We start from the raw sequence: 23,930 nt of genomic DNA on the forward strand, positions 1-23,930 counted from the left end.
GGTGTGGGGCCGGTCAGCCGGCGTCGCGGTCGGACAGGCTACGTACGACCGCGTCCGCCGCGGCCGCGCCGGAATCGAAGCCCGACTCGTGGCTGCCCACGATGTCGATGCCCATCTTCCGGGAGTGGAAATAGGAGCCCGCGAATTTCACGCGCGAATCTCCAGCGTTGATTTCGTGAATCGTCGACTGCAGATTCCGGGCCTCCACGGTGAATACCGGATGCCGGTAGTCAAATTCGCGGATGATCTGGTCCGGCTTGACGTCGAGGGGATAGTCCAGGGTCAGGAAGTAGTCCTTCTCGCTGGTGAAGTCGTGCAGCGAGTTGAGGTAGTACACGACCCAGGTGCTCATGTCCTGGTCGCTGCCGGAGCGCGCGTAGTTCCAGCTGCGCCACTTCTCCCGGTCGGCCGGCATGCACGCGACGTCGGTGTGCAGGGCGGCGCGCGTGGTGTTGTACTTGACCGCCTCCAGCATCCGCTGCTCCGGCGTGACCTCGGTCAGCATGGCCAGCGCGTCGTCGGCGTGCGCGGCGATGATGACCTCGTCGAAGCGCTCGTTGCCGGCGGCGGTCGACACCGTCACGCCGTCCGGGCCGGGGGTGACGCGCTCGACCCCGGCGCCCAGCCGCACGTCCTGGCCGGCTTCGGCGAGCTTCGCCAGCGCGGCGCGGACGTAGTTGACGCTGCCGCCGCTGACCGTACGCCACGGCGCGGTCCGACCGCCCAGGCCCTCCCGGCCGTGGCCGAGGAAGAACGCGATGACGGTCGCCGCCGGCATGTCCCAGATCCGGTCCGCGGGCACCGACCAGGCCGCGGTGGCCACCAGCACGACGAAGCCGTAGCGGAAGGCGTCGCTGTAGCCGTTGCTGGTCAGGTACTCGCCGAGCGACATCTCGGCCTGCTTGCGGATGAAGTGCCGGGGCGACTCGGTGTAGAAGCGCTCCGCCTCGGCCCACAGTTGCACGAAGTCCTCGGGGTACTTGGCGCGGATCGCGGCCTCGTCCAGCTCGAAGTCGTCGGAGACGTAGCAGACGCCGGTGTCGGCGTTGTGGAAGCTGAAGCGGCCCGGGTGGTCCTGGCAGGCGACCCCGAGGTCGGCGAAGAACTGGGTGATCCTCTGGTAGTGCGCCTCGTTGTAGACGATGAACGCGGTGTCCAGTCCGATGGTCCGGCCCGCGTCGGTCACCTCCACCGAGTTGGCGTGCCCGCCGGCGTTCGTCTCCTTCTCGAAGACCGTGACGTCGGCCCGTCCGCGCAGGTGGTACGCGGCCGAGAGACCTGATATCCCGGCGCCGACCACAGCAACCTTCGCCATGCCCATCCCTTTCTGCTTTGTTCGCGATCCCCACGGATCTCAGAGGGACCCCAGACCGACCGGCGTCCCCCGGCGGTCCCCGAGCACGGACGAGACCGTGTCCAGGACGCCGGCGCGACAGTCGTCCAGGTAGAAGTGACCGCCGGGGAAGATCCGCAGATCGAACCGGCCGAGCGTGTGCCCCGCCCAGGCCGCGGCGTCCTCGACGCCGGCCTTCGGGTCGTCCTCGCCGACCATCGCGGTGATGTCGCAGGACAGCGGCGGTGCGGAGTCGAAGCGGTAGGTCTCGATGGCCGTGTAGTCGGCGCGGATCGTCGGCAGGACGAGGTTCAGCAGCTCCGGGTCCGCCAGGACCCGCGGGTCGGTGCCGCCCAGCGCGCGCATCTCCTCGATGAGCGCGGCCGTGCCGGCCCGGTGCAGCTGCTCGTGCCGGTGCCGGGACGGAGCCCGCCGGCCGGACAGAAACAGATGCGCCGGCCCCGATGCGCCGTCCCGTTCGATCCGGCACGCCACCTCGAAGGCGAGCGTGGCTCCCATGCTGTGGCCGAAGAACGCGTACGGCTCGTACAGCCGCGGCCGGATCGCCGCGTAAATGCGGTCGGCCAGCTCGGGGATGCTCAGGACGCAGGATTCGGCGCGGCGGTCCTGGCGGCCCGGGTACTGCACGGCCACCACGTCGATGTCGGCGGGAAGCGCGCGGGACCACGGGAAGTAGTAGCTGGCGACGCCGCCCGCGTGCGGGAAGCAGAACAGGGGCATGCCTTCTGCGGACTGGCGGTAAACGCGGAACCAACTGTCACCGTCGATATCCGTCACCGCTATCACCTCTCCTGTTCCGGATACAGAAAGCCGATTTCTCGGTCACGATCGACCGTATCCGGCGAACCAATTCTCCGGACCCCCTATCAGACCCCTACTTCCCGGCCCCGCATTGCTGGGAGATCGGCACTGTTACTACGCTCGAAATCCAATGGCCAGGCGCCGGACACCGCGGACGGGACAGGCGAATGCTCACCATGGATGAAGTCGACGAACTGCTGGCCCGGCAATGGCACTTCCCCGACGGGGCGGATGCGGCGGCCCTGACGCAGCTGTGGGGGCAGGCCGCGGCGCGGGGGTGGTTCGGCGCGGGGGACGCCGGGGACCTCGACGGCCTCGACCGCGTTGTGGCGCTCGTGCGGGCTACTGGTGCTGCGGCGTGCCCGCTGCCGGTCATGGACGGCTTCGTCGCCGTGGAGCTGTTGACGAATCCCCCGGGGAACTCGGCCACGCGGGAGTTGTCCGCCGCGGTCTCGACGGGGGAGGTCAGGATCCTGGTGGTGGCGGGCGACCCGACGGTCGAGACGGTGCCGTTCGCGGAGGGCGGGATCGCGGCCTCTCACGTACTGCTCCTGCCGCCTGGGGGCGGATGCGCGTGGGTGCGGCCGGTGGAGTTCGCCGTTCCGGTGCCCGGGCTGGCCGTGCCGGCGTGGGCGCGGCTGCATCTCGGCGTGCCGGAAGCGGTGTTCGACGTCGATCCGGAGCCGACCGCTCGGGCGTTGTCGCTGCTCAGGCTCGGCCTGGCGGCGCGGGCGATGGCCGCGGCGCGGCGGACTCACGACGCGTCCATCGCGCATGCGAAGGTGCGCAAGCAGTTCGGTCAGGCGATCGGTGGTTTCGGCGCGGTGCAGCAGCGGACCGCTAGCCGCGAGATCGAACTGGCTGCCGGCGAACTTCTCATCGCCGATGCTGTTCGCAGGCACCAGCGCGCGGATCCGGACCGGATTCTGGCCACGGAGCTCGCGGTGTCCCATGCTGCGGTCGTCGCGCCGCGTATTCAGCTGAGCGCACACCACACGCTCGGCGCCGGCGCGTACTTCGAGGGACACGACGGGCCGTGGCTGTTCCGTCGGGTGAACGCCGACGTCACGCTGCTGGACGCCTGCCCGCCTCCGGACGGGACCGTGGCTGACATCCTGATCGCGTCCGCCGACGGCCTGCCCGCTGTGGATTCCCCGGCGGGCGCGACGGCGATTCGGGAGGAGGCGCGGGCGTTCTGCGCCGCACACCACACCGGGGACCGGCAGTTCCACAAGGGCGATGACGCGGGTGTGGTGGCCGCGATGGCGGCTCAGAAGTGGTTCGGGATGACGTGGCCGACCGCCGATGGCGGCAGCGAGGCGACGTTGACGGAGCAGCTGGCCGTCCACGACGAGATCGCGTATCGGCAGCTGCCGGTCGCCAACGCGGTCGCGGCGGTGTCGGTGGTCGGTGCGCCGCTGGTCAGGTACGGGACTGCCGAGCAGAAGGCTCGGTATCTGCCCCGGATCCAGGACGGGAAGCTGACGTTCTGCCTGGGCTACAGCGAGCCCGAAGCCGGTTCCGACCTCGCGTCGCTGCGCACCACCGCAGTCCGCGACGGCGACGGTTGGGTGATCAACGGGACGAAGGCCTGGATCACCAACGCCGGCACCGCTGAGTACATGTGGCTCGCGGCGCGCACGGACCCGGATGCGAACCCGCCGATGGCGGGTATCAGCATGTTCATCGTGCCGATGGCGACCGCGGGGATCAGCACGGAGCCGTACCAGGCGCTGTCGGGGCAGACGTGCGGCACGGTGACTTTCCGGGACGTCCGGGTGGACGACGATGCACGGGTCGGCGCGGTCAACAGCGGTTGGCAGGTCATCACGGAGACGTTGACCGGCGAGCGCCTTCTGCTGGCCACAGAGCTCGCGGGCATCTCGCGCCGCCAGCTCGACGAGCTTCTGGCTGCGGCGCGCGCCTCTGCTGGCGGGGTTGCCAGCATCGACTCCACTGGCATCGGTCCCAGCGGCATCGATCTCACCGGCATCGATCCCGTCGGCATCGGTCTTCCGGGATCCGCGAAGCGAGCCGCGCTCAGCGCCGTGGCCGTCCAGGTCCAAGCGGTATGCGTCCTGCTCGCCGAGGCGGCCCGCAAAGCCGAGTCCACCACCAACCCGCACGCGGCTCGCCTCACCGCGGCGATGGCCGGCGTCCTGGCCGCGGAAACCGGCGGACAGCTCGCCGAGGAAGCCCTCCGGATCCTCGGCCCCACGGCCGCCCTCAACACCCCCGACGCTCCGGGCGCTGGAATCTTCGAGCAGGGGCTGCGCCTGTCGGTGCTGGCGTTCCTCGGCGGCGGCACCAACGACGTGCAGCGCGGGCTGATAGCCCGTGGACTCGGCCTGATCTGATCGGCGCCTGCCCGATTAGGGGTCCGCACCCCTATTAGGGGTCGCCCGACTCGCTCTCCAACCCCATGCCGCCGACAGGGGGTGCACGCACCCCCTCGGTTTCGGCATGCCTGCACGATCGTGCCGCGGCCCCGGATTCCCGATGCTGGAAGAGCCTCCGGACCGGGCACGAGCGGGACACCGGAGGCCCGCGTTCCAGGGGGTTCCGGCATGCGAATCAAGGCCATACGTACTGCGGCTACGCCAGCCGACGCAAACGATCGGCGGCGTCATCGTGGCGGGCGGCACACGACACCCGCTCCGCCATCAGCGTCGGCACCAGCACCGGTGCCGACACCGCCGCCGACACCGCCGGACCCGACCGGCCTGGCCGCAACACTCGGCGCCCTCCTGCAAACCGTGCACCGCCCCACCACCCTGAAGGCCGCCAACCTGCCGCGCTTCCCAACGCACATCGAGTCCTGCGTCGACTTCTGCCTAGCGACCCTGCTACGCGACTGGCCCCCCGGCGAAGGCCGCCTCCTGATCTCCCTCTCGGCACAGGACGGCCGCCTCGGCGTCGTCCTGTTCGACCCGGAGGCCTCCGACTTCTCGCACATCGCCACCACAGCCCGCTGGCAGCTCGTCGCCAACCGCATCGCAGCCCTCAACGGCACCCTGACAGCAAGCCCCAACTTCGGCGGCCTGATCATCACGCTCGACATCCCCGCCACGGGGCATGCGCTGGCTTAGCGCTACTCGCCCGGTTCGGCGGACGGCGACAACGCCAGGCTGAAGAGCGTCACCGATCTCCGCCACTCGCCCGACCGAAATCCGTTCCGGCCATTACCCGGCCATCAGCGGCCCGGATGGTGTCCTCCGGGCGGCTGCTCAAGGTCGGGACCGCCACGGTGCGGCGTTTGGTTAAAGCCCTTGGCCGGCTGCGGCAACGCGTCGACGCACTCCTGCGAACACGCATTGACCAGCAGCGGCAGGATGTCCGCGCCCGACGTCCACAACGAGATCCAGACCTGGCGCAGGGTCGAGCCGTCGACGGCCCGGTCGCACACGCTGCACGTGCGGATCGTCGTGGCGCCCCATATCCCGGGGTCGAGATCCCCGAGGTCCACGTCCCGTGCCGCGACCGGATCGGCCAGCTGCGGGAAGTACGGACGGTACTTGTAGTTCCCGTAGATCCGTCGGGTGCTGACCGTGCTTCGTCGCAGGTTGGCACAGCGAGTGATCTCGTACGGAAACCAGTGCAGCCGCGGCGAGGTGTACGGGCTGAACTCCTCCAAGCTCTCCATGGCGCCGATCTCCGGCGGGATGCGCACCAGGTTGCTGCCATAGAGCACAAGGTGCTTCACTGCGGTCAGCTCGGCGATCGTCGGCGGCAGCGTGATGACCTGACGCCGTTGCTCCGCGGTGAGCTCGACGAGCGGCTTGAACACCTCTCGTCCGTCCGCCGCCGCCTCCTCGATCAGCTCCAGAAGCCGGATCCACCCCGGTGCGTCAGTGTCCTGACGCTCGGCATGGAACGCGTTCGGGTGTTGTGGGTTGGTCCCCGTCGGCTCGACGCAACGGCAGTAGTCCCGAGCCGGTCCGTCCCCGGCCGGACCTACCGCATCGGCCCAGCGATTCCCGAACACCCTCGCGGGCTTCTCCTCGGTCATCTGTTCACTCTAAAAGAGATCCCGAGATGGCGTTGAACACCATCTCGGGATCACCTGTGCCGCATCACACGGCGTCGTACGAAGGTTCCAGGTTCTGTCTGCTTTCTGTCGGAGCGGCGAACTCGCCGCGCGTGTTCGAAGCCCGCAGCGCAATGACCCCAGCCGCCACCAGGCACAGGGCGCTGACCAGCAGCGCCCGCTGGAATCCACCGGTGAGCGCCGCCGGCGTGGAGGCGCGCGCGGCCAGCAGGTGGCTGGTGCGGCTGGTCGCGATGCCGCTGAAGACCGCCAGGCCGAGCGCTGAGCCGAGTTGGAACGAGGCCGTGATCAGCGCTGCGGCCAGGCCGGCCTGGTCCTCCGGCACGCCGGCGTTGGCGGCGGTCTGTACGCCGGCGTACAGGAGTCCCAGGCCGACGCCCATGATCACCAGTGGTGCGAGCAGGTTGCCGAGGTAGGTGCCGTCGACCGGGATGCGCGACAGCCACAGGATGCCGGCGGCGGCGAGCAGTGCGCCGGAGACGATGATCGGGCGGGTGCCGGTGCGGACGAACATCTTCGTCGCCAGCGTCGAGCCGAAGCCGATGCCGACACTCACCGGCACGTACGCCAGCCCGGACCGCAGCTGGGAGTAGCCCAGGACGTTCTGCATATACAGAGTGACGAAGAAGAACATCGAGTAGAACCCGGCCCACGCGATCACCTGCGTGGCGTCCGCTGCTGCCAGGCCCCTGATCCGGAAAATCGATGGGGGGACCAGGGGATGCGCGCGCCGTTGCTCGTTCGCCAGGAACGCGGCCATCAGCGCCGCCGACGCCGCCAGGCCGCCGATCGTGCGGCTCGCGCCCCAGCCTGCGTCCGGGGCCTTCACCACCGTGAAGATCAGCAGCAGCATCCCGGCGGTGGCCAGCAACGCGCCGACCGCGTCGAAGCCGCCCGACGCGCGGCCTGCCGCAGACCGGCCGCCGTGGTCGTCCTTCAGGATCCGGAACGCGCCGAACAGCACGAGCGCGCATATCGGCAGGCTCACGAAGAACACCCACCGCCAGCCGAATTCCTGAGTGAGCACCCCGCCGACCAGCAACCCGACCGCCGAAGCCATCCCGCTGATCCCGGCCCACAGCCCCAGCGCCTTGTGCCGATCAGCGCCCTGGAACGTGGTAGTCAGGATCGACAGCGCCGCCGGCGACATCATCGCCGCCCCGAACCCCTGCGCCAGCCGGCCGCCGACCAGCAGCCCCTGGTCGTCGGCCAACCCGCAGGCCAGCGACGACGCCGCGAACAGCACGGTCCCGGCCACCAGCAACCGCCGCCGCCCCAGCAGGTCCCCGGCGCGGCCGCCCAGCAGCAGGAACCCGCCGTAGGTGATCAGATACCCGCTGACCACCCACTGCAGGCTCTGCACCGAGAACCCCAGGTGCGTCCGGATGGTCGGCAGCGCGACGTTCACGATCGCGCCGTCCATGACGTCCAGGAAGGTCACCGCGCACAGCAGCGCCAGCGTGACCTTCCCGCGTCCGGTCGCCAGGAACGACCCCGGGGGCGACGCCGCCGATGTGTTCACCGTGTTGACCGTATTCGCCGTGTTCACCGCGCCGCTCACGACCCGGGCACTTCCATCACGGGGCCGACCTCGACCCCGCCGCCGACCCGCAGCACCGGGCAGCCCTTGGCCAGCGCCAGCGCGGAACCCAGGTCCTGCGCGGCCACCACCGAGTAGGCGATCATCCGGGAGTCGCTGCCGCCGACCTCGCCGAGCGAGGCGTAGTCGGTCACAGCGTTGCCGATGTCCACCAGAGCCGAGCCCAGCGCGCCGAACCAGGCCTGCCACTCGGCCGTCGTCCCGGCCTCCGGCTTGTAGTCGGCGGGCACCCGGAAGGAGAAGACGTAGTTGGTCATGATCCGTGTTCCTGTTCTGTATCCGCGGGGCGCGCCCCGGGCTGGAACGGCCTCCAACCAGGTGGACGCCACCCCTGCCGCGGATTGGGCGCCGCGCCGCCGCCCAATTCGCGGGCCCGGCGGCGTCCGTACGGGTAAGCGGGCCGAACGCGCCCCGCGGAAAGAAGAAAGGCGAGGATGCATGCCGATGGAGACGGACACGGAGATCAATACGGAGACGGGCACGGCGGACCTGATCGCCCGGGCCCGGGCCGGCGACCACAACGCGTTCCGCGACCTGGTCCAGGACCACTCCCACGGGCTGCAGGTGCACTGCTACCGCATCCTGGGATCCCTGCAGGACGCCGAGGACGCGCTCCAGGAGACCCTCGTGTCCGCCTGGCGTAACCTCGGCGAGTTCGGCCAGCGGTCCTCGATCCGCACCTGGCTCTACAAGATCGCGACCAACCGCTGCCTGAGCATGCTGCGCGCCGACAGCCGACGCCCCCGCATCGCCGCCGCGCCGCCCGAGCCCGCCGTCGCCCTGCCCGACCCCACCGGCGCCGGCGACGCCCCGCCCTGGCTGGAGCCCTACCCCGACGTGCTGCTGGACCACCTCGTCGACCAGCGCCCCGGGCCGGAGGCGCGCTACGAGACCACCGAGGCCATCTCCCTGGCCTTCATCACCGCCCTGCAACTGCTGCCGCCGCGCCAACGCGCCGCGCTCGTGCTCCGCGACGTCCTGGGCTATCACGCCGCCGAAGTCGCCCGAATGCTCGACACGACGCAGGAAGCCGTGAGCAGTGCCCTCAAACGCGCCCGCGCCACGGTCGACAACCGCCTCGCCGACTCCGGCGGCCCGGACGGCAGTCCCGCGCGCAAGCCGGACACCGCCGCCGAACAGCGCCTCGTCGCCCGCTTCACCGACGCGCTGGAACGCGGCGACATGAACGCCCTGATCGACCTGTTCGTCACCGACGTCCGACTCTCCATGCCCCCGGCCATGCTGGAGTACCGCGGCGTCGAAGCAGCCCGGCGCGTCCTGGCCGCCGCCACATTCCGCCCCGGCTACGCCTACCGTGTGGTCCTCACCCGCGCCAACGGCCAGCCCGCTTTCGGCCTGTACCTGGCAGACCCCCACGCCGGCGTCTACCACGCCTACTGCTTCCTGGTCGTCACCGCCGCCGGCGACCGCATCGCCGCCATGACCAGCTTCACCACCGACGTCATGGCGCGCTTCGGACTACCCCGAACGCTCCCCGGGATGGAGGGCTGAGTCGAGCTCCGGGTCGCGGGCACCAATCCGGGGTGCCCGTCGGCGACGAATATCCGGCAAGGAATCGTCGCCGAAAGGACTCGTCCGTGGAGCAGCTCAGAGCGAAGGTGGCCGAATGATCGAGCGCCACTACGACCTGTCCGACGAGCTGTTCGCGCTGTTCCTCGACGAGACGATGACCTACTCCGCGGCGCTGTTCCCGCGCGATGACCTGGGCCTGCCGGTCGGCGGGTTCGACGTGCTCGCCGAGGCGCAGTGCCGGAAGCTCGACCGGCTGCTCGACCTGTGCGACGTCGGCAGCCGAACCCGGCTGCTGGAGATCGGGAGCGGCTGGGGCAGCCTGGCACTGCGTGCCGCTTCGCGCGGGGCCCGGGTGACCACGATCACGCTGTCCTCGAACCAGCAGTACGCCGTTCGCCGCCGCGCCGCCGCGGCTGGTCTGGGCGACCTGGTCGACGTCCGCCTCATTGACTACCGGGACGCGCGAGGTCAGTACGACGCGGTGGTCAGCGTGGAGATGATCGAGGCCGTCGGCCGCGAACACTGGCCGGCCTATTTCAGTGCTCTGCGTCGGCTGACCGCCCCCGGCGGGCGGATCGGGCTGCAGGCAAATCACCATGCCGCACCAGCGTATGCTTGCGGCAGCGGGCAGTCAGACCTGGATCACCAAGTACATCTTCCCAGGCGGCATCATCCCGTCGCAGGCCGCAATCCGTTCGGAGTCTCAGACCGCCGGCCTGCACCAGCTCCACGAGTTCTCGTTCGGCCAGGACTTCGCCCGCACCCTGCGGCTGTGGCGTGAGCGCTTCGCCGAGCACCGGGAAGGCGTCGCGGCACTCGGCTTCGACGAGACCTTCCGCCGAACGTGGGAGCTGTACCCGGCCTACTCCGAGGCCGGCTTTGCCGCAGGCTACCTCGACGTCCACCAGATGGTGTTCGGCATCGACTGAACATTGGAACCGAAACGGAGGACTTCGCCATGAGAGTCCAGCGCACGATCAGAGTCAACCGCCCCCAGGAGACCGTGGTCGGCTACCTCGCCGACTTCGGCAACGCGGTGCAGTGGGATCCGGGCACCATGAGCTGTCTGCGGACCGACCAGGGCCCCATCCGCGTGGGCTCCACCTGGCGGAACGTGTCGGACTTCAACGACCGGATCAGCGAGTTGGACTACCGCCTGGAACGGCTGGAACCGGCCCGCCTGACCTTCGTCGGCCGCAACAAGCAGGCCACCACGACCGACGACCTGCGGTTCTCCACCGACGGCGACACGACCACGATCACCTACGACGCCGAGGTCAGGTTCAACGGCGTGCTCAAGCTGGCCGGTCCGTTCCTGCGGAGCAACTTCGAGAAGCTGGCTGACGAGGTCGAGACGTCGCTGGCCGCTGTTCTCGAAACGCTGTAGATGTTGTAGACGCAGTAAGCAGTAGCCGCCCGGGGCGCCTACTGCGTCTGCCGTACATCGCATCGCCTGCCCCCACACGACGACTCCGCGCAGCTCAGAGCGGCAGTCTGAAGCCATTCCCGAGCTGAGTGGCGGCGCCGTGACCGAGGTCGCCGTCGGACCGCAGGTCGCCTCGGCTGCCGATCCGTTCCAGGCCGGCACGGTCAGCCCCGACGGCAGCACCGCCTACTCCGCGGTGACGTACAAAGTCACCGCGGCGAGCGACCTCACCGACGCGACGAAGACCGCCCTGACCGGCGCCGCGCAGCACGCCCGCGCCGCAGGCCGCCCGCGAACGCGAGATGATGACGCTGGCCGCCGAGGGCAGCTCCAACGACGAGATCGCCGAAGCCCTCGTCGTCAGCCCCCTGACCGTCCGCACGCACATCCACCGCGCCATGATGAAACTCGGCGCCAGAGACCGGGCGCAGCTCGTCGTCATCGCGTACCAGAGCGGGCTGGTCCGCCCGGCGCGGTGACTCAGCGCGGCAGGAGCCTCAGCGTGGCGGCACGCGCGGTCGGAGTGACCATCGGGTCGACGTAGGCCGCGCCGTAGCGCTGGTATTTGGTGCGGTACGCGGCATCGACCCGGTCGTTGACACCGGCGTCCGGCACCCCGGCGAAGGTGACGTCCGCATCAACGCCGCCGGCACTGACATGCCCCTGCGGCCTCGCAGCCGCAGCACGGTACCAAGCGCTGCCGTCGCCCTTGTAGGAGCGGACGTACAGGTCGTCGCCATCGCGCACGACCCAGATCGGCAGCGGCGTCCGCAACGTCCCGTCGGCCCGCGCAGGCTGAATGGTGAGCTCCTCGGCGGCGCCGATGCGGTCGAGTTGGTCGTCGGTCCAGGTGGTCATGTCTTCCTCCTCCCAGCATGATCATCACCGAGCGCGAGAGAGCGCCAGCCGAGCAGGGCCTTCCGGTGACGTCGGCGCCTAGTGTCGGCCCTAGTGCCGACGGCCTAGTGCGAATCTACGTTCACCCGCGGACGACACCGCGGCTCCAAGCACCAACGCTGGAGGTGTACCAACCACCAGACAGTCCGACGGGGAGTCGATCACCATGCGCAAGCTCAGCGTTTCCACCCTCGTCTCGCTCGACGGGGTCATCCAGGACCCCGGCGGCTTCGGCGAGGCCGAGTACGGCGGGTGGGCGAACCCGTACTTCACCGACTACGCACAGGCCGAGGCGTTGCGTCACCTGCGGGCCAGCGACTACTTCCTCATCGGCCGGCGCAGGAAGACGGCGGCGACATCGAGGTCTACGGCAGCGCCACCCTCGTCCAGACCCTGATGCGGCACGACCTGGTCGACGAGTACCGCGTCGCCGTGCACCCGATCGTCCTCGGACACGGCACCCAGCTGTTCCCGCAGTCCGGCGTCACCGCGACCCTCGAACTCGTCGCCGCCCGCACGCTCGACTCCGGCGTCGTCACCCTGACTTACGTCCCTCGCCGCCAAGGCTGACGCCGCGCGGTCGTGCCCGACAACGGCGTCCGCACGGAGAACGGAGAACAGGTGCCCTCCCCCTAACCGCAAGCAATCTTCCCCGCCGCCGCAACAAGCCGATCCACCAGCTCACGTGGCGCCGCGTCCGTCCAAGCCACAGCAAGCTCCACCGGCTCCATATCAGTCACCGGCACCAGCACCACCCCCGGGCACACGGCCCATTCCGCCATCGCGATCGGCGCGAACCACACGCCGTGCCCCCGGCGTACCTGCGTCAGGCAGTCCTCCAGTGTCTGCACCACCGGTCCGCGCACCGCCGGGCGGCCGTCCGGCCGCGGGTCCGCGATGCGGTGCGCCTGGACCGCCGGGGAGCCGAAGGCGTCCACGATCACCACCGGGTCGTCGGCCAGGTCCGCCAGTGTCACCGACACCGCGGCTGCGAGGCGGTGTCCCTCGGCCAGCAGCACGGCCCGGGCGTCGCTGCGGAACGTGGCCGTGCGCAGCTCCGCGTCGCCGGTCGGCAGCCACAGCAGTGCGGCGTCCGAGGTGCCCGCGTGGAGCTCGGCCATCGCCTCGACGGGGCGCAGGACCGTGCGGACCTCGATGTCGATGCCCGGGTACTCGGCCTCGATGACGTTCGCCAGCTCGATCGCGAGCTGCGTCGTCGGGTGCGAAGCCGTCGCCACCCGCAGGCGGCCGACCCGGCCGGCCGCCGCCGCGCGGACCGCGGCGTACAGCGACTCGGCGTCGTCCATGAGGGTTCGGCCGTTGCAGGTCAGCCGCTCGCCGGCCGCCGTCAGCCGGACCCCGCGCGAGGTCCGGACCAGCAGGGTCGCGCCGAGCGTGCGCTCCAGGTTCTGGATCTGCTGCGACAGCGTCTGCTGCGTGACGTGCAGCCGCGCCGCCGCCCGGGAGATGCTCGACTCCTGTGCCACGACCAGGAACGACCGCAGGTTGCGCAGGCTGATGTCGTCGATCACACGCCGACGATAGCCGCCGGGGTGTGATGAACGACGAGTCGAGGCGCGCTGGGTGGATCAGAACATCGCGCCGTTCGCCCGCACCGTCTGCCCCGAGACCCATCCCGCCTCGTCGCTGACCAGCCAGCCGACCACCGGTGCCACGTCCGAGGGCAGCCCGAGTCGACCGCGCGGGCTGTGGTGCGCCGCCGCGGCCATCGACTCCGCCGTCTCGGCGTGCTGATAGAAGTCGTCGTCGATCGGCCCCGGCGCCACGGCGTTCACCGTGATGCCCCGCGCCCCGAGCTCCTTCGACACCGCGAGCACCATCCGCTCCACCGCCGCCTTCGAGCCCGAGTACAGGCCGTACGGGCCCGTCATGATCGAGGTCAGCGTCGTCGACAGCACCACGTAGCGGCCGTTGTCGGCGATGTGCCGGGCCGTCGCGCGCAGCGTGTTGAACGCGGAGCGGGTGTTGAGGTCGATCAAGTGATCGAAGTCGGCGTCGGTGAACTCCACCAGCGGCTTCTTCATCACCGCGCCCGGGGTGTGCACGACGATGTCCAGCTTGCCGTGCCGGGCGACGACGCCTTCGAACAGAGCGTTGACGTCATCGGACCGCCGCGCGTCAGAGCGGATCGCCTCGGTGGTGACGCCGTGCTTGTCCAGCGAGACCAGCGTCTGCTGCGCGGCCGCGTCGTCGTTGGCGTACGTGATGATCGTCGTCGCGCCGCGCGCGGCGATGTTCTCGGCGAACGCCGCGCCCTGGTTGCGGCTGCCGCCGATGATCAGGGCGACCTTGCCCTGGAGGTCCCGCTGCGGTTCCGACATCGCAATGTCCTTCCATCGTCATCAGAGCTCGTGGTCCGAGCGCCGTGATCGATGGTGGCAGCGGCCGGAGCCGGTCCGGAAGCAGAAAGTCCTGGTGACGGCCACAAGCAAATCTTGTGGCCGGACACCAGGTGTTGCCGCCCCTCAGCCTCACCGCACGCCGTTCAGCGTCACCGCACGCCGTTCAGCGGCAGCCAGTCCTCGAATCGGGTGGCGGCCAACTGCGCGCCCTCACCGGGCAGCAGCGTGTCCTTCTCCAGCCGGACACCCCAGTAGAGCGCCTCCGGGTCGGTCACAACGGTGCGCGGGTCGCCGCGGTACGTCAGCGCCGTCCGGATCAGCTCGTCCAGGCCGAGCGGCTCGGGCCCGCCGATCTCGACCATGCCGTTCACCGGCGCGCCGACGGCGACGCGAGCGACGGCAGAGGCCACGTCCTCGGAGGCCATCGGCTGAATGAGCGCGTCCGACAAGCGGACGGTGTCCCCATGCGTGGCCTCGTCGGCGAGGCTCCCCACGAACTCGAAGAACTGCGTCGCGTGCACGATCGAGTAGGGCCGGCCGGCGTCCTCGATGAGCTTCTCCTGCACCTGCTTGGCGCGGAAGTAGCCGCTGTCGCCGAGGCGGTCGGTGCCGACCACCGAGAGCGCCACGTGGTGCCCGACCCCGGCCTTCGCCTCGGCCGCGAGGAGGTTGGTGGTGGAGGTGCGGAAGAACTCCATCACCGGGTCGTCGGCGAACGACGGCGAGTTGGAGACGTCCACGACCACGTCGGCGCCGGCCAGCACCTCGTCCAGACCCTCGCCGGTCAGGGTGTCGACCCCGGTGTTCGGGGCGGCCGGCACCGCCTCGTGGCCGTGCTCCCGCAGCTTGCCCACGAGCTTGGAACCGATCAGGCCGGTGCCGCCGATGACCACGATCTTCATGATGGTGCCCTTCCGTCCGGGTCCCGGCCGGTCCGGGACGTCGTCACCAGCTCAGACCGGGTAGCCCCGGGATCTGTGACAGGGGGTGGGTGACACGGGGATCTGTGACACGGGGCCGGAGTGACTGGCACCACAGGCCCCGGCTTAAGATCACGTACAGTCATGATGCGAGTGGGACGGAATCGGACAGAATCGGACAGGTGCGAAGTGACAGATTCCGACCTGGACCAGGCTGCGGCGGTCTTCACCACCGTGCGTCCCCGCCTGTTCGGCATCGCGTACCGCATGCTCGGCAGCGCCACCGAGGCCGAGGACGTGGTGCAGGAGACCTGGCTGCGGTGGCAGACCTGCGATCGCGACGCCGTCCGCGACCCCGCCGCCTTCCTGGCGACCACCACGACCCGCCTGGCCATCAACGAACTCCAGTCGGCACGGGTTCGGCGCGAGACGTACATCGGCCCGTGGCTGCCCGAACCGGTCGACACCAGCGCGGACCCGTACTTGGGCGCCGAGCGCGGCGAGGCGCTGCAACTCGCGGCCCTGCTGCTGATGGAGAAGCTCACACCCAATGAACGTGCCGCGTACGTACTGCGGGAAGCGTTCGACTATTCGTATCCTGAGATCGCCGACATCCTGCGCTCCACCGACGCCGCCGTACGCCAACTGGTCAGCCGCGCGCAAAAGCACATGGCGGGCGAACGCCGCGCCCCGGCGTCCGCCGGCGCGCAACGCGAACTGCTGTCCAAGTTCATCGCGGCCGCCCGCTCCGGCGAGATGGCCGCGCTGGAGCACCTCTTCGCGGCCGGCGTCACCAGCCTCGCCGACGGCAACGGCCGCTACCAGGTCTCCCGCCGCCCGGTGGTGGGCGCGGTGCCGGTGGCACGCTTCCTCGCCGCGATGTCTTGGTTCTGGGACGGCGTCGACGTGCGGTGGACAAGCGTGAACGGCCAGGTCTGCGCCGTCCTCTCCAGCGGCGGCGCCGTCTACGGCCTGGTCGGGATCACCGCCTCGGCCGACGGTATCGAGCAGATTCTGTGGATGGTGAACCCTGAGAAGCTGGCGTTCAGCTCACAGTGAAGCTGAACTTATAAGGCTCCTGCATCGGCATGTTGTCACCGGGATTCGCGCTGGCCACGTTCATCACGGTCACCGCGTACGTCCCGGATGGCAGCGTCCCGGACGGCGTCCAGGTGAGGACTCCGGACGCGGTCTTGGCCGTCGTTCCGGCCACGGCGGTCCCGTTGTCGGTCACCGCGACCGATCCGGAGTAGTCGCTGCCGGTCGGCGTGATGTCCTGCGCGAACGTGACGGTCACGGCCGAGGGCGCGGCGCCTGACGCTCCGCCGGCCGGCGTCGTGGACGTGACGAGCGGGTCGCGCCAGAACTCAGGCGCCTTCTGACCGTCCGGCACCGATGGATCCGACCAGTTCGTCGAGGTGTCGTCGACGAGCACCGTCCCGGTGGTGCCGCCGTTCACCACGACGTCCCGGTTGGTGACGCCGGTGATGCTCCCCCAGTCCTCGACGGTGTTCCAGCTGCCGCGGGTGAACTTGTACTGCAGGTCGGTGCCGTCGGTCACGGTGATCGTGGCCTGCCAAATACCGTTGCCCTCGTTGGTCATCGGGACCTTGCCGGGGTCCCAGCCGCCGAGTTGCGAGACGGCTCCGACGATGTGGAGCAACGCGTCGGACGGCGTGCCGGCGGGGGCCTTGGTGCGGAAGGTGACGGTGACCGGGCCGGGCGCGCGGTCCACCGTGGCGGACGCGCTTTCAGCTTGGCCGCTCGCGGCGTCGGTGTAGTCCACCTTCGCGACGACCGCCTCGACGGTCCCGATCTGGAGGTGCGTCGGCGCGGTCACCGTCCACGTGGTGGTCGTGGCGTTCGGCAGCGAGCCGAGGGACTGGCTGCCCGAGGGGGTGACGGTCCAGCCGCTGGGCACGCTCAGCGTGGCCGTTGCGTCCGACACGGTTCCGGGGCCCTCGTTGGTCGTCACCGCTGTCACCGTCGTCGGCACACCGGCCGGGAAGGTGGTGTCCGCGGAGGTGAGGGCGACGTTGACGGCTGCGGGCTCGGCCGCTTGGACCGTGTCGCCGCCGACTTCCGTGACCGTAACGCTGTGACGGACCGAGGACTTCGGCAGCGCGACGGCGATCGTGTGCGAGGCGCCGTCATAAGACCACTGCGACGCGGCCAGCGGCCTGCCGTCCACCAGCACTAGGTGCGGCCGGGACACGCCGTTCAGGTCCACGGTGTAGCTGCGCGTCGTGGGCGCGCCCGGGTAGCTGCCGTCGGCCGCCCCGATGGTCACCGTCGCCACGTCGCCGTGTGTCCGGGTGCTGATTCGGGTGGTCGTGGACTGACCCTTCGTGTAGCCCAGTCCGGTGCCCGCGTCCTGGTAGAGCGAGAAGCTGCCGTCCGCCCCGGCGTAGACCTTCAGCGTCAGTGGCGCCGAGTTCGCGGTCTGCGCCTGACCGGTGGACGGCTGAAGCGGTACGACGCCGCCGGCCTTGACGAACACCGGCTCGCGGTCGAGGGGAACCTCAAGGGTCTGCGACGACGGCCCGGTGAACGTGGCGCCGGTGAAGTAGTCGGTCCAGCGGCCCGGCGGGAACCAGACAGTGGTCTTGGCGACCTGGCCGGGCGTGGTGACCGGCGCGACGAGCATGTCGTCGCCGAACAGGTACTCGCCGGGGTTCGTGTAGGCCGCGGATTGGTCGGGGTAGTCCAGGTAGAGCGCCTTGGCCATTGGCAGGCCGGTCGTGTTCGCCTGGTGCGACAGGGTGTACGTGTAGGGCACCAGCGATTCGCGCAGCTGGAGGTACTTGTCGCCGGTCGCGGCAGTCGGCGCGTCGTACTCCCAGGGCAGCCGCGCGTTCTGGCTGATGTCGGAGTGCAGCCGCAGGATCGGCTGGAAGGCGCCGAGGCCGAGCCAGCGCAGGTACAGGTCGTTCGGGTCGTTCTTCGCTCGCGACGGCGTGCCCAGGAAGCTGCCGATGTCGTCGCTGACGTACGACTGGCCGATGCTGCCCTCGTCCTGGGCCAGCTGCGCCTCGGAGGCGAGGGTGTTCCAGGTGCCCCAGGTGTCGCCGGTGAACGCCAGCGTCGAGGTGTGGTCGGCCCACGCGCCGGTGGCGTATGCGCCGGCCTGGTCCTTCTGGTACGAGGCGCCGAGCCGGGAGAGCACGAAGCCGCGCTGGCCGGTGTTCAGCATCTGCTGCGCGTACAGGTGGTTGATCCAGCTGTCGGGCGTGACGCCGGGAGAGGAGACGGAGCTGCCGTCACAGCACCAGTCCAGCCAGGTGAAGCCCGCGCCGGCGTTCTGGATCGGCTGCGAGAGCGCGAAATACGCCTCGGCCTGTGCGACCCTGCTCCAGTCGAAACCGTCGCAGGTCCCCGGCGCGAAGCAGCTGCCCGGGGTCAGGGTGTTGCCGGCGATGGTCTGCGCCTCGGCATATTCGGGGTCTGCGGTGTTCACGCTGGCGTGGATATTGAACGCGGTCAACAGGTTCTGGGACTTGGCCCAGGACAGGAACGCGGTCGGATCCGCGAACAGCGACGGGTTGAACTCCCAGCCGTCCCACTGGTTCGGAGACTTCCAGTCCGTGTCCACCGACAGGGCGTCGAGCGAGACGCCGTTCGCCTTGGCGGCGGGCAGGATCGTGTTCTGGTAGTCGGTGGACGCGTAGGGGTAGTAGCGGGAGAACCAGTTGCCGAACAGGTTCTCCGGGAGCATCGGGGTCGGGCCGGTGAGCTTCGCCAGATCGGCGAGCGCGGTCTTGTAGTCCGTGCCGTAGCCGAACAGGTAGCCGTCTTCGACGTCGCCGTTGGCGGGACGCGACGCGATCCAGCCGTCCGCGGTCCACACGTCCGACCGGGTGTCGTCCAGGAGGTACCAGCCGGACTTGTCCAGCAGGCCCGGGGCCTCGGACGGGATCGCGGCGGTGCACGTGGCGTCGCTCTGGCCGGTCGCGCACGTGGTGCCCAGGGCGTAGGTGCCGTTCGCCGAGTCGTAGGAACGGATCGAGCCGCCGAGCGGGTCGGCCGGGGTGAACGGCTGCGCGGTGGTGCCAGGGGCGGTGACGGCGATGTCGTCGATGTTGACGTTGCAGCTGTCGGCGGTGCCGCAGTTCACTGCGACGGTGTTGGTGCCGGTGCCGGCGGCCAGCGTTGCCGGGATCGTGACGGTCGACCAGTCGTTCCACGTCGGTGTGGCGGGCAGCGTCAGCTGGGTGGTGGTGCCGTTGGCGACGAGGCTCATCGTGCGGGCGGCGCTGTTGCCGTTGCTGTACCGGACGGTGACTTGAGCGGCCCCGGCCGGAGCGCCCAGGACCTGCCACGCGGCGCCAGCGCCGGCGCCGCTGTATCCGCTGATGAAGCCGGCGTTGCTGACGTATCCGGTGTGATCGGCGCGTGCGATCGTCGCCGCGCCTGACTCGGTGGCCGCACCGGACTGGCAGACCTGGCCGAACGTGCACTCGCCGGTCCACGCCGGGGTCGCGGTGGTGGTGCCGTTCGCGGATGCGTGCGACAGCCGGACTTGCGTGTTGGCCGTGCTGAAGGGACCGGAGCCGACTTTGTAGCGCAGCACCATCGTGTCAGTGCTCAGAGTCAGCCAGCCGTCACGAGTGTCGGCGTCGAAGTGCGGCACCGGGAAGTTGCGGTAGAGCACGTCGAAGGTCGGGTCGTCGAGGAACGTGCCGCTCGGCGAGTACTCCATCCGGATCACGCCGTCGGTGAGCACCTCGAAGCGCGCGTCCCCGGACGTCACGGTCGCCCGGCGGGCGGCGACGGCGGCGGCCTTGTCGACGGGCGTCGACAGGTTCACCGGTGACGTGTCGGTCGTTGCGGCGGCGGTCGTGGAAGAGGCCTGCGATGCCGGGGCGGCCATGGTGAGCGCCGTGATCGCGAGGGCCGTCGTGCACAGGGCGGCGACGGGCCGCCACAGCCGGGATGATCTTCCTTGACGATTCACCGGGTGACCTTCCTGGCGATCCAGGGATGGGAGACAGCGCGATCAGCATCGAGAGGGCTCCCATTTTTGTCAATCCTTCAGCAAAAGACCGATATTTTGTCGAACCGCGTACGGAACTCGTTACCTCCGATGTCTGTGTCTGATGAATCTACAAGGGTGGAAGTTGATTTGCTGCGTATTGCGATACTTTGCGGCCCACTAAAAGTTTTTAGTTAAGGAGATTGCGCCGATGTTTATTGACTGACGGGAGTCGGCTCTCTAGACCGGATCTCAGACTCGCGCGGCCGGGCGCGCGCCGGAGTGAGGCGGAGTGAGGCGGAGGGAACATGTTGACGTACGCGAAGATCAGGGCCCTCATGGTGGTCGGCGCGGTGGCGGTGACGTCGTTCGCGGGACTGGGCGCTCCGGGTGCCGCGTTGGCGTCCTCCGCGCCGGCATCCTCTGCGACGGCGGGCACCGCGGACCACGGTCGGGGCGACTTCCTCGCGCCGCCGATGGGGTGGAGCAGCTGGAGCTCGCTCCGGGGGAAAATCAGCGCCTCGATCATCGAGGCGCAGGCCGACTCTATGCATGCTTCGTTGCAGCGCTACGGATATCAGTATGTGAACATCGACGCCGGCTGGTTCAGCGGTGTCGACCAGTACGGCCGTCAGACCTGGGATCCGGCTCGCTTCCCCGGCGGGATCTCGGCGGTGGCGGCGTACGTGCACCGGCTCGGGCTCAAGCTCGGCCTCTACCTCACGCCGGGCATCCCCGCCGAGGCGGTGGCCGCGAACTCGCCGATCCTGGGCACTCCGTACCGCATATCAGACATCGCCGATACCACCGTGCCGGGCAACACGGCGGGACAGGGCGCGGCGCGGATCGACTTCAGCAAGCCGGGCGCGACGGCGTACGTGCAGTCGCAGGCGGATCTGCTCGCGTCCTGGGGCGTGGACTACCTCAAGATGGACTTCGTCGGTCCCGGCGGCGGCCGGGTCAAGGCCGACGACCGGCCGGACATGGCGGCTTGGCACGCGGCGATCGCGAAAACGGGGCGTCCGATTCACCTGGAGCTGTCCAACTCGCTCAGCTTCGCCGATGCCGCGACGTGGGAGCAGAACAGCAACGGCTGGCGGATCGAGTCCGACATCGAGTGCTACAGCAGGTGCCCGGGCAAGCTCACGAACTGGGGGCAGGTGCTCAAGAGGTTCAACGACGTGCCGAAATGGGTCCCCTTCGCAGGACCCGGACACTGGAACGACCTCGACTCGCTGGAGGTCGGCGGCGGGACGGTGGACGGGCTCACTGCTGATGAGAAGCGGACGATGGTCACGCTGTGGTCGATCGAGTCGGCGCCGGCGCTGCTCGGGGTGGATCTGACGAAGCTGGATCCGGCGGATCTGCCGCTGATCACCAACCGCGAGGTTATCGCGGTGGATCAGGCGGGGCGGGCGGGGCGGCCGGTGTCGCAGGCTGCGGCGCAGCAGGTTTGGTTTGCGCGGGGTGGGGGGTGTGGGGGGCTTGGGGGGCGTGATGGGCGCGGGGGGCTTGGTGGGCTTGGTGGGCGTGACTTCACGGTCGCACTGTTCAATCTTGGGGATACGGCGTCGTCTGTTACTGCGAATTGGAGCGATCTGGGGCTGCCGGCTGGGAGTTCGGCGATGGTGCGGGATCTGTGGCAGTACGCGGATTTGGGTCGGCAGGTCGGTGGTTACAGCGTGACGCTCGCAGCGCATGCCTCGATGTTGCTTGATGTGGAGGGCGTCGGCTGACGGGTCATGGCTGCGGACGCGTCGTGGTGCGGGCGTGCGGTGCGGGCGTGCAGCGCGGGCGTGCGGGGCGTGCAGCGCGGGCGTGCGGTGCGGGCGTGCAGCGCGGGCGTGCGGGGCGTGCAGCGCGGGCGTGCGGTACGGGCGTGCAGCGCGGGCCAGTGGTGCGGGCGTGCTCACTGTGCGCAGGCGGCGCAGGCGTGCGAGGTTGCTGCGGGTCGGTGAGGGGCGGGGCTTCGGTGGTCCTGGTCGGTGCGTGGGTGCTGGTGGCGGGTGCGATGCTGCTCGGCGGCGGTACTGGTGGCGGGCGTGATGCTGCTCGGCGGCGGTGCTTGTGGCGGGCAGTTGCTGCTTGGTGTCGGTGCGTTGCCGGGTATGCGGTTGGGTTGTGGGTCTACAGGCGATTTTTACGGCTTCGCACAGGGTTTGATGACCTCGCAGGGGGACGCAGTTCGGTTGAGCGACTCGTTTCGCGCTGGCGGCCGCCGGTTTTGGCTGACACGACCGCGCAGCGGTTCAGGCTTCTGCGGCAGTACGCCGGCGGCTGCCGGTTTTCGTGTTCACAACCGCGCGCCGGTCCGAGTCACTGCGCACACGTTGCGTAGGCGGCAATCGTCGGGCGTGGTGGGCACCTTGAGGCCTCCGGCGGGCGCTCTACAGCGAGGGGGCGACCCTCGCGTCGGGCTGTTTGGCGGCGGTCCGCGACTGGTCGGCTTTCTTTACGCTGTTGCCTGCGTTGCGTTGTCGGCTGGCGGTGTTGCTTGTGGTCGCCAGGTTCTGGGTCCCTCGCCACGTCGTCGCCTTACGGAACCAGCCCGGTTTGGTGGCGTCAAGCCGCATCGCTGTTGCTGTGGTCCGGCTCCGTCCGGCTGGACACCACCAAACCGGCCAGGTTGGCTTCGCCCGCCGACGCGGCGAGGGACCCAGAACCAACACCCCGCATGGTCCGGTCGGACACGACTCACCACGTGGCCGGCCGCGCTGGCCCGTCGCCTATCCCCCAGCGCGCCGGGCCCTCACGCCGGAGGGCGCTCGTCCAGCACCTGCCGTAGCTTTCCGGTGCGCGGGTTCGTTACCAGCTCGCTGCGCGGGACCCACTCGATCGCCAGCTCGTGGATCACGCCGTCTGCGGCGTAGATCGGGTAGTCCGGGCGGGCGGCGTGGACTGCGTCGAGTAGGCGCTGGGTCAGTTCTGCGGGTGGCTGGTCGGTGTAGCCGAGGCGGAGGATTAGGCCGTCGCGGCCGTCCCAGCGGCGCTGGATCATCTGCATGCCGGTCATGAAGTGGTCTGGGTCGGCGGCGATGAGGGCTGCGCGGATGTCTTCGGTCGGCATGGCGATTGTGCCGACGCGGGCGCCTTCGATGGAGCGGCCGACGAGGCGGAAGTGGCGGTGGTTGGGGTCGGCCCATTCTGCGCGGTCGCCTACTGGGTAGCGGATGATGGGCATCAGGGTGCGGAACAGGTTGGTGACCAGGAGGCGGCCTGGGATGCCCGGGGTGGTGATGGGTTCGTCTGTTTCGTCGTCGACGATTTCTACGAGGGTGCGGTTCGCGAACTCCTCGTGTACCCGTACGTCGGGGCCTGGGACTGGGGCGGCGACTAGGCCGGCGTCGACTGAGGCTAGGCCGATCGAGTTCACCGTCGCCTTGGGGAAGGCGCGCGCCAGGATTGGGCGCAGGTCGTCGAACATCAGGTCGCCGGCGAAGAGGACCAGTTCCACTGAGGCGGCGTTTTGGCCGCGCTTGATCACGCGCTCGGCGACGGCGCTCAGCTTCATCGGCTCGCCGACGAGTACCTGGATCTGGAAGTTGGCGATCAGCTCGGCGATCGCGTCGTCCGGGGTGGCGGAGCCGACGGGGAATCGGACGTTCTCCACCGGCGCGGCGTGCAGTCCGTGCTCCATGAACAGCATCCCGCTGTAGAGCTCGCCGGAGGCCATCAGGTTCGCTACTCGGTGCCCGGGCTTCAGCCCGGCACGTACCATCCCCGCGCCGAACGCCGTCACCGCGTCGGCGTGCTCGCCGCGCGTCCACGGTGAGAACTTCGGCGCTCCCGTGGTGCCGCCGGTCTTGTAGACGCCGGCGTCGGTGAGCGGACCGGTCAGCAGGGTGTTCTCCGGCCACCGGTTCGCGGCCCAGAAGGCGGCCTGGTCGACGACCGGAAGCTGGGTGATGTGCGAGATCGTGGCCGGGACGTCCTTGTAGGCCTCCGCGTAGAACGGCGAGTGTTTCCTGGCGAAGTCGACCAGTTCCTGCAACGATTTCTGCGGCATCGCAATCTCC

At 69.6% G+C, this 23,930-nt stretch carries 20 protein-coding genes and 2 pseudogenes; 11 read left to right on the forward strand and 11 right to left on the reverse strand.

Features of this window, described 5'->3' with window-relative positions; all coding sequences use genetic code 11:
• Positions 1-13 precede the first annotated feature (13 nt).
• Entirely contained in the window at positions 14-1,315 is a 1,302-nt protein-coding gene (locus ABH935_RS12470; protein ID WP_370378010.1) for an NAD(P)/FAD-dependent oxidoreductase, read from the reverse strand.
• 39 nt (positions 1,316-1,354) lie between these two features.
• Entirely contained in the window at positions 1,355-2,131 is a 777-nt protein-coding gene (locus ABH935_RS12475; protein WP_370378011.1) for a thioesterase II family protein, read from the reverse strand.
• Positions 2,132-2,331: 200 nt separating this feature from the next.
• Here ABH935_RS12475 and ABH935_RS12480 point away from each other — a divergent pair, with 200 nt between their 5' ends.
• Positions 2,332-4,512: an acyl-CoA dehydrogenase family protein gene (locus tag ABH935_RS12480; RefSeq protein ID WP_370378012.1), complete on the forward strand. Its 2,181-nt coding sequence runs from the start codon at positions 2,332-2,334 to the stop codon at positions 4,510-4,512.
• A 327-nt stretch (positions 4,513-4,839) separates the two neighbouring features.
• A complete protein-coding gene (locus tag ABH935_RS12485; RefSeq protein ID WP_370378013.1) occupies positions 4,840-5,244 on the forward strand; it encodes a hypothetical protein in 405 nt (134 codons plus the stop codon).
• 104 nt (positions 5,245-5,348) lie between these two features.
• On the opposite strand, the gene ABH935_RS12490 is transcribed toward ABH935_RS12485, so the two are convergent.
• The 3 genes from ABH935_RS12490 to ABH935_RS12500 form a co-directional block, all read right to left on the reverse strand.
• Positions 5,349-6,164 carry a leucine-rich repeat domain-containing protein gene (locus tag ABH935_RS12490; protein ID WP_370378014.1) on the reverse strand — a complete coding sequence of 272 codons (816 nt, stop codon included), beginning with the start codon at positions 6,162-6,164 and terminating at the stop codon, positions 5,349-5,351.
• Between the two features lie 64 nt (positions 6,165-6,228).
• Positions 6,229-7,725 (reverse strand): MFS transporter, encoded by a 1,497-nt coding sequence (locus ABH935_RS12495; protein ID WP_370378015.1) that lies wholly within the window; start codon positions 7,723-7,725, stop codon positions 6,229-6,231.
• A 35-nt stretch (positions 7,726-7,760) separates the two neighbouring features.
• Positions 7,761-8,060, reverse strand: a complete 300-nt coding sequence (locus tag ABH935_RS12500) for a hypothetical protein (RefSeq protein ID WP_370378016.1) — start codon at positions 8,058-8,060, stop codon at positions 7,761-7,763.
• A 181-nt stretch (positions 8,061-8,241) separates the two neighbouring features.
• Between ABH935_RS12500 and ABH935_RS12505 the strand changes: the two genes are divergently transcribed.
• From ABH935_RS12505 to ABH935_RS12525, 5 genes and pseudogenes are all read left to right on the forward strand, one after another.
• Positions 8,242-9,315 carry a sigma-70 family RNA polymerase sigma factor gene (locus ABH935_RS12505; protein ID WP_370378017.1) on the forward strand — a complete coding sequence of 358 codons (1,074 nt, stop codon included), beginning with the start codon at positions 8,242-8,244 and terminating at the stop codon, positions 9,313-9,315.
• A gap of 115 nt (positions 9,316-9,430) precedes the next feature.
• A pseudogene (locus ABH935_RS12510) lies at positions 9,431-9,862 on the forward strand (cyclopropane-fatty-acyl-phospholipid synthase family protein); the annotation flags it as partial.
• A gap of 85 nt (positions 9,863-9,947) precedes the next feature.
• Complete coding sequence (locus ABH935_RS12515; RefSeq protein WP_370378018.1) at positions 9,948-10,265, forward strand: class I SAM-dependent methyltransferase; 318 nt, start codon at positions 9,948-9,950, stop codon at positions 10,263-10,265.
• A 29-nt stretch (positions 10,266-10,294) separates the two neighbouring features.
• Positions 10,295-10,723 (forward strand): SRPBCC family protein, encoded by a 429-nt coding sequence (locus ABH935_RS12520; RefSeq protein WP_370378019.1) that lies wholly within the window; start codon positions 10,295-10,297, stop codon positions 10,721-10,723.
• 323 nt (positions 10,724-11,046) lie between these two features.
• Positions 11,047-11,241: pseudogene (locus ABH935_RS12525) on the forward strand (response regulator transcription factor); the annotation flags it as partial.
• Between the two features lies 1 nt (position 11,242).
• Here ABH935_RS12525 and ABH935_RS12530 read toward each other — a convergent pair.
• Complete coding sequence (locus tag ABH935_RS12530) at positions 11,243-11,620, reverse strand: DUF2255 family protein (protein ID WP_370378020.1); 378 nt, start codon at positions 11,618-11,620, stop codon at positions 11,243-11,245.
• A 205-nt stretch (positions 11,621-11,825) separates the two neighbouring features.
• Between ABH935_RS12530 and ABH935_RS12535 the strand changes: the two genes are divergently transcribed.
• Both ABH935_RS12535 and ABH935_RS12540 read left to right on the forward strand, forming a co-directional pair.
• On the forward strand, positions 11,826-12,056 hold the full coding sequence (locus ABH935_RS12535) for a hypothetical protein (RefSeq protein WP_370378021.1): 231 nt from the start codon (positions 11,826-11,828) through the stop codon (positions 12,054-12,056).
• Positions 12,056-12,229, forward strand: a complete 174-nt coding sequence (locus tag ABH935_RS12540; protein WP_370378022.1) for a dihydrofolate reductase family protein — start codon at positions 12,056-12,058, stop codon at positions 12,227-12,229. Before ABH935_RS12535 ends, ABH935_RS12540 begins: the two co-directional genes overlap by 1 nt.
• Before the next feature lie 62 nt (positions 12,230-12,291).
• Here ABH935_RS12540 and ABH935_RS12545 read toward each other — a convergent pair whose 3' ends face one another.
• The 3 genes from ABH935_RS12545 to ABH935_RS12555 all read right to left on the reverse strand — a co-directional run bounded on the left by ABH935_RS12545 (position 12,292) and on the right by ABH935_RS12555 (position 14,924).
• Positions 12,292-13,191, reverse strand: a complete 900-nt coding sequence (locus ABH935_RS12545; protein WP_370378023.1) for a LysR family transcriptional regulator — start codon at positions 13,189-13,191, stop codon at positions 12,292-12,294.
• Positions 13,192-13,248: 57 nt separating this feature from the next.
• Positions 13,249-14,001, reverse strand: a complete 753-nt coding sequence (locus ABH935_RS12550) for an SDR family oxidoreductase (RefSeq protein WP_370378024.1) — start codon at positions 13,999-14,001, stop codon at positions 13,249-13,251.
• A gap of 170 nt (positions 14,002-14,171) precedes the next feature.
• Positions 14,172-14,924, reverse strand: coding sequence for an SDR family oxidoreductase (locus ABH935_RS12555; RefSeq protein ID WP_370378025.1), 753 nt, complete (start codon positions 14,922-14,924; stop codon positions 14,172-14,174).
• A gap of 165 nt (positions 14,925-15,089) precedes the next feature.
• On the opposite strand from ABH935_RS12555, the gene sigJ reads away from it, so the two are divergent.
• Positions 15,090-16,001: an RNA polymerase sigma factor SigJ gene (sigJ, locus tag ABH935_RS12560; protein ID WP_370378219.1), complete on the forward strand. Its 912-nt coding sequence runs from the start codon at positions 15,090-15,092 to the stop codon at positions 15,999-16,001.
• Here sigJ and ABH935_RS12565 read toward each other — a convergent pair.
• A complete protein-coding gene (locus ABH935_RS12565) occupies positions 15,988-19,896 on the reverse strand; it encodes a TIM-barrel domain-containing protein (RefSeq protein WP_370378026.1) in 3,909 nt (1,302 codons plus the stop codon). The two genes, sigJ and ABH935_RS12565, sit on opposite strands and share 14 nt — an antisense overlap.
• A gap of 326 nt (positions 19,897-20,222) precedes the next feature.
• Between ABH935_RS12565 and ABH935_RS12570 the strand changes: the two genes are divergently transcribed.
• On the forward strand, positions 20,223-21,650 hold the full coding sequence (locus tag ABH935_RS12570; RefSeq protein WP_370378027.1) for a glycoside hydrolase family 27 protein: 1,428 nt from the start codon (positions 20,223-20,225) through the stop codon (positions 21,648-21,650).
• Positions 21,651-22,663: 1,013 nt separating this feature from the next.
• Here ABH935_RS12570 and ABH935_RS12575 read toward each other — a convergent pair.
• A complete protein-coding gene (locus ABH935_RS12575; protein WP_370378028.1) occupies positions 22,664-23,920 on the reverse strand; it encodes a phenylacetate--CoA ligase family protein in 1,257 nt (418 codons plus the stop codon).
• Positions 23,921-23,930 lie beyond the last annotated feature (10 nt).

The organism is Catenulispora sp. GAS73 (assembly GCF_041262085.1).
GTDB lineage: Bacteria > Actinomycetota > Actinomycetes > Streptomycetales > Catenulisporaceae > Catenulispora.